The sequence below is a fragment of the Aquiflexum sp. genome (assembly GCF_041749095.1).
Classification (GTDB): Bacteria; Bacteroidota; Bacteroidia; order Cytophagales; family Cyclobacteriaceae; genus Aquiflexum.
This window is the reverse complement of record NZ_JBGTCA010000438.1, coordinates 1-5,932: the sequence shown is the minus strand read 5'-3', so window position 1 is coordinate 5,932 and position 5,932 is coordinate 1. Positions and strand designations below refer to the sequence as shown.

The 5,932-nt window shown below is 42.2% G+C and carries 4 protein-coding genes; all 4 read right to left on the bottom strand.

The window, feature by feature from the left end:
* Positions 1 to 696 (bottom strand): acetylxylan esterase (locus tag ACEW8O_RS20315; RefSeq protein ID WP_373496459.1); only part of this gene is annotated, 696 nt, incomplete at its 3' end.
* A 30-nt stretch (positions 697 to 726) separates the two neighbouring features.
* Positions 727 to 1,338 (bottom strand): DUF4230 domain-containing protein, encoded by a 612-nt coding sequence (locus ACEW8O_RS20310; protein ID WP_373496458.1) that lies wholly within the window; start codon positions 1,336 to 1,338, stop codon positions 727 to 729.
* A gap of 242 nt (positions 1,339 to 1,580) precedes the next feature.
* Positions 1,581 to 4,865, bottom strand: a complete 3,285-nt coding sequence (locus tag ACEW8O_RS20305; protein WP_373496457.1) for a PDZ domain-containing protein — start codon at positions 4,863 to 4,865, stop codon at positions 1,581 to 1,583.
* Between the two features lie 108 nt (positions 4,866 to 4,973).
* The gene (locus ACEW8O_RS20300; RefSeq protein WP_373496460.1) at positions 4,974 to 5,876 is read right to left on the bottom strand and encodes an alpha/beta hydrolase; all 903 of its coding nucleotides are present in this window, start codon (positions 5,874 to 5,876) and stop codon (positions 4,974 to 4,976) included.
* Positions 5,877 to 5,932 lie beyond the last annotated feature (56 nt).

Genomic DNA, 5,932 nt, shown 5'->3' with positions numbered 1-5,932 from the left:
AATACCTATCTGTAAAGTGATGGCGCCCCTCATGGCTTTTCCTAAATCCCCCCCATAGGGTCTGATTCCTGCACCGGGCACATTAAGTATAGCAGGAAACTTCCCCTCACCTTTAGGAACACTCAGAATTCCGTAGATTCTGGAGTTTCTTATATTTTGAAAACTCACGTGGTAAACATCTATATGTTGGGAGCTTTTTTCGGGCAAATGGGTCATCTTATAATCAATGGGAATTTGTGCCAGTTCCGATTTGGCATTGTCCCAAAACGATTTGAAATCCTCGGGCATTTTCACAGTAGGCTTGATTTTTTCAGGCTCAAAAGCTGCGGTTCCGAGCCCTTTGTATTCCTTCCCATCAATTGTCGCATAAACTTCACACCTTAGAAAACCTGGATTTTTCATGGTGAATTTTTGGGTTTTTGCTTTCCCATCTTTTAAGGTTAGAGCACCTTCTTTCAAAGGGGCCATTTTTTCCTCCATCACCACATACCTTACATTTTCGACAGGAACCGAAACCCCTGATTGTGTAATTGAAACGGAAAACTCCACATTTTCTCCTGTCTTGTAGGTCCAATCATTTTTGTCAGGTGCAACAGTAATGTCAAGGTATTGTCTTGGGATTTGGGCTAGAGAAAATTCAATGATGCAGATCGAAAATATCCACAATAGTAAAAGGCTTTTTTTGTTCAGGTTCATGGTTTGGATTTATTTGAAGGTTTCAATATGTCATTTTAGGCTTTTCAGTTGTTCTTCGCTTTCAACAAGGATTTCATTGTATTGAAGCGTCCAGCCCAATGATTTGGTCAATACAAAAATATTTGCCAATTCACTCATCAATCTTTCCTGGGAATTTTCCAAGAGATTGGATTTATCCACTTTTTCCCTTATCCGGGCGTTGATCGTGCTTTTGATTTTATTGTAATCGGCCGCACCGAATTTGTTGAAATAATCCTGTGTCACATCATAATACTCTATATCCGGATAGATATTAATAACCGGTTCGGGTATCCTTTTAAGGATGACTGTTTTATTTTCCTGATCAATTTCAGTCTGTAATTGACGTAGGTCATATTCCACCGTGACTTTGGCATTGGCCACCACCAAGGCTTTTTTATCTGAGGTCATCAGATTCATAAACAAATTTTGTGAGCTCTTATAGGTGAAAACCTGGGAAAAATACCCCTCGGTTACGATCAGTTTACCGACCTGTTCAATCTGCTGCTGAATCAGGGCAGTACTTTCAAGCATTTCATCTTTAGACTCCCGCTTATTTGACCAAAGCCAAAATCCAGCGAAAACCAATACCGCAACCATAAAACCAAAAACAAATCTATTCATACCTTAAATCAGATCAATCCTAAAATTCCATAAAAAAACTTAAGCAAACAAAAATTCACTTAATACGAGGTTAATCAAGTTTTCAAACCTCCGGGTTTTTCTATAGCTGGTACGTTCATTTTCTTCTCCTGATAGCATTTATATATGGATTTACTTTTTTTGGGATTTTGAAATAATGTTGAAAAAACTAACCCCAATTCTCACTCGTTGCCACTTGTCAGAATTGGGATTAGTTTCAAGAATTATTTTTTCTTCATCCCTTTGGCTGTCCTGTCTTCATAGGCAGGTGCAGGTGTCATTTTTGATGGAGTTGAGGGAATGAGTTTCAACACCTCCTGTACAACCCTTTCCATCTGAGGATCCCGTCCCTGCATCATTAGGTTGGGATCATCCCAAACGACAATGTCCGGACTGACTCCCTCACCTTCCCAAAACCAATGCCCTGCATTGTCATATAACCTCGCATCCGGAACGGTGATTCCTCCACCATCAATCAATTGGTGACCTGTCGCAGGGCCGACCAAAATCCCTAATGTATTTTCCCCAACAATTGGCCCGGCCTCGAGCACTTTGAATGCCCATGGCAGTCCATCGCCTCCCGATCCCGCCCAACCGTTGATCAACATACCCATAGGGCCTGTATTGGCTTTGATCGGATTGGTGTGGTCACGGCCATGTCTCCAATGAAGGTTATAGACAACGGGTCTTTTGAGCAATTCTAAAAACCTATCTGCCAACTGACCGCCTCCGTTGAATCTTTCATCAATGATAAATCCTTTTTTATCCAATTGCCCATAATACATGCTGACCAATTCCCGCTGTCCGTCTCCAGCGGTATTGGACATATAGACATAGCCAAGCTGTCCGTCAGAAAGTTTTTCTACCATTTTCCGGTTATTTTCAAGCCACTCCAGGTATCTTAAATTTCCTTCTTCACTTGGAGTAAGGCAGGTCATCACCACGTCTTTATTAGATTCAGAATTACTGTTTTTCTGTCCAATAGTCAATGAAACAGTCTTGCCACTCAATCCTTCAAAAGCCGCATACGGATCTTTGTTGGGGTCTAACTTGATGCCATTGACAGCAATAATATAATCTCCTTCTTTCACTTCCACTCCCGCGCGGTCTAAAGGTGACCGTACTTCTGTATTCCAGGCTGCAGGTTTGATGATCCTTTGGATTTTATACTTGCCTCCTTCTTTTGCCCATTCTATACCCAAAAATCCTGTCATCAAGGGAGTGACCGATTCAACATCTCCACCATTGGTATAGGTATGTCCGGCAGCCAGTTCAGCCTGCATGTTTGATTGGATATTGGTAATGTCCCAACGAGTTCTGGCGTCTTTGATCAAAGCTCCATACCGCTTTCTCATATCTTCCCAATCGACGCCATGCATATTTGGATCGTAAAAGAAATCTCTATACCTCCTCCAGGTGTCATTGAATATCTGATTCCATTCTTCCCTTGCCACCCAGTTCATCACAAGTCCATTGGTAGGAATCGGCTTCTCAATTTTCTGACTTGCATTAGCTGCGATAATAGCGTATTGACTGTTGCTTGAAACCAGAATGGATTTGCCATCAGCAGATACGACGTAGTTGTTCACCTTCTCCAAAATGGTTTTTTCCTCTCTTTCCTTAATATCATAATACATTAATATTGCCCCGTTGTCACCGGAACCGGTTCTGGGATACCGCAAAAAAACCAGTTTATCTTCAATGGCCGTCATCTTCCCAAAATTGCCCGGTTTGACGGGAAGAATTACTAACCTCGATTCAAATCCGTCAAAATCGATGGTTACCTGAACCTCCTTGGACTTCTGTTCATCGGGCTTTTTTTCATCAGATTTTTTTTCATCAGGCTTCTTATCCGCAGCTACCGTGATAGTATCATTTTTTGGAGCCAAAATGGAAGAAACAGGTTTGCTCAAGCTTATTGCCCCAATTTGGGTTGCATTTGGATAAGCCCAAGTGCCGTCACCCAAAGCAGAATACACAGGCTCCATATTACGGTCGGTCTGAAAAAAAAGATATTTACCGTCCTGGCTGAACTCCGGAGAATCATCTGAATAATAGCCTGATGTAGCCTGGGTCAATTTGCTCGCTTCTACATCGTAAATGAAAATGGCAGTATTGGCATTTTCGAGACCGATAGGAAACGTCACATATTTAGAATCAGGAGCCCAAGAAATCGGAAAACTTGGAGCTCCTCCATGTCCGATTACCCAATGGGTATTACCCGCTTTTTTAATCTGACCCGAAACGACATCGACTATCGATATGTCGTGTTTTTCATCAATGAATGCTAATTTTTTGCTGTCAGGCGACCAATGTAATGTATAACCAAATCCACTTTTTCTGCTTGTCAGTTTTTTGGCTTCCTGGTTACCTTGTGTGCTTTGGATATAAATTTCATATTCACCGGACCTGTCACTCCAGTAGGCAATTGACTTTCCATCAGGTGACCAAGCCGGGCTATGGTCCAAAGCACCACTAGATTGGGTCATGTTAAGAGTGAAACCTTCTTTTGACGGCACATTAAACAACTCACCCCTTGCCTGAAAAACAACCCTTTTGGCATCAGGGGAAACAGTCATATTGGCGATATTTTTACTCACCTCTTTTTGTTGGGCCATTTCTACCGATAAATCGCTTACCACATGGACATCTACTTTTTTATAATTTTTAGTAGCAAGGTCCATCAGGAAAAGGTCCCCGCCCATTTCAAAAACCAAATCCTTTTCGCTTGCTGACAGATAGGAAATATCAAAATCCTTCAAAGTCGTAATTTGGGTCAAAGATTTGGTTTTGGTGTCATAAGACCAGATATTCATTCGCATATCAGGATTATCATCCGATAGAAAATAAACTGTATTGCCCGACCAAGCCGGTTTGCCATCGATAGCAATCCTATTGGTAACGTTCTCAACCGTTTTAGAAGCTATATCATAGATCAGGATATCAGAATTGTTGCCGCTGCGTATCCTCTTGAAAGGATAATTTTCAGTGATCTTGGTAATATAGGCTAACTGCATTCCGTCAGGTGAAAAACTAGCGAGTTCGCCGTAAGGCAAAGGCAACTTCTCTGGAAATCCTCCTTCTTTGTTGACCAAAAAAAACCGGTTCAATAGCCGTCGTCCTCCCAATTCACCAGTAGAACCGATAAGTAACCGTTTTCCGTCAGGATGCCAATCGATCATGCGGTCCGGGAATGACTTATACGTTACCCGAGTAGGAACACCTCCACTTACAGGCATCATAAAAACGTCCAGGTTTCCATTGTAACTGGCCGAAAATGCAATTGACTTCCCGTCCGGAGAAAACCTAGGCCAGGATTCTTCTCCGGGCGATCTTGTGAGTTGGGTGGCCATGCCACCTTCTTTGGGGACTGTCCAGATATCTCCACCAAATACAAAAGCGATTTGGGTATCGGAGACGTCCATGTAGCGCATTAACTTCGCATTGATTTGGGCAAATGAGGGCACAATTGTATAGATAAAAAAGAGCAAAGTGTATAAGGGCTTCATAGTGTTTAGGATTTTGGTAATTTCCAAAAGTTAGAAATAATACCTTGGTTTTTTGCATGCATTGTTATGAAAATGGGGAATTCTGGGGCAGAAATCAAAAAATGGTCCTCAAAAGGTTTTCATCCACCTCTCCACTTCATCCATCCACCTGATTTCAGAAGTGCGGTTGATCATTCCAAACCCATGTCCCCCTTCTTCATAGTATGTCGTCGCAACGGGAATATTTAATTTCTTCAAGGCTTCCTCAAAAACATAAGAATTCTGAATACTTACACGGTCATCTTTGGCGTGGACAAAATAGGTAGGAGGTGTAAGGGAGTTGACCTGTTTTTCATTCGAGTAGTAATCCCTTAAAGCCTCTGTTGGACTTTCTCCCAATAAATTTTTGGCCGAACCACTATGTCCTATCTCCGGATCAAAACTGATCACAGGATAAACCAAAATCATAAAATCCGGCCTAAGGCTTGTCCCTTTTGGGTTTGGTATGGTTTGGTTGTTGTAATGCGTTCCGGCAGTGGAAGCCAAATGTCCACCGGCAGAAAAACCCATAATCCCGATCTGATCCTGTTTGATGTTCCATTTACCGGCATTTTCCCTGACCATTAAGATCGCCTGCTGTGCATCCTGAAGGGGCCCGATAGTTTTATCGATCATGGTCTCATCACTGGGAAGACGATACTTTAGAACGAAAGCTGCAATGCCCTTTTTGACAAATTCCTCCGCTACATCCGAACCTTCATGGCTTGCTGCCAATATTGTATAACCACCACCCGGACAAACAATCACCGCCTGTCCTGTTGCTTTTTCCTTAGAAGGAAGATATGCTGTCAGGGTCGGCTTGGTTACTTTACTGATCCTTAAAATTCCATCTGCACTGGTTTCTGACTTTTCCTCATCGGGCACATCAATGGAATTGGGAATGGGGTCATTGCCGTAAAGTGGATATGTGGTTTGGGCAGAAACCAAAGGGGTCAAAAAAGACAAAGCAATAAGGACAAGAAGATTTTTCATCTTGGAATATAGTTCATTTCCAGGGGAATCTAAAGCATGTTGTCTTCCAAGGAGCC

Excerpts from the sequence above, each read along its gene's own strand:
- ACEW8O_RS20310 (WP_373496458.1), bottom strand. The coding sequence starts at position 1,338 with ATGAATAGATTTGTTTTTGGTTTTATGGTTGCGGTATTGGTTTTCGCT.
- ACEW8O_RS20305 (WP_373496457.1), bottom strand. The coding sequence starts at position 4,865 with ATGAAGCCCTTATACACTTTGCTCTTTTTTATCTATACAATTGTGCCC.
- ACEW8O_RS20300 (WP_373496460.1), bottom strand. The coding sequence starts at position 5,876 with ATGAAAAATCTTCTTGTCCTTATTGCTTTGTCTTTTTTGACCCCTTTG.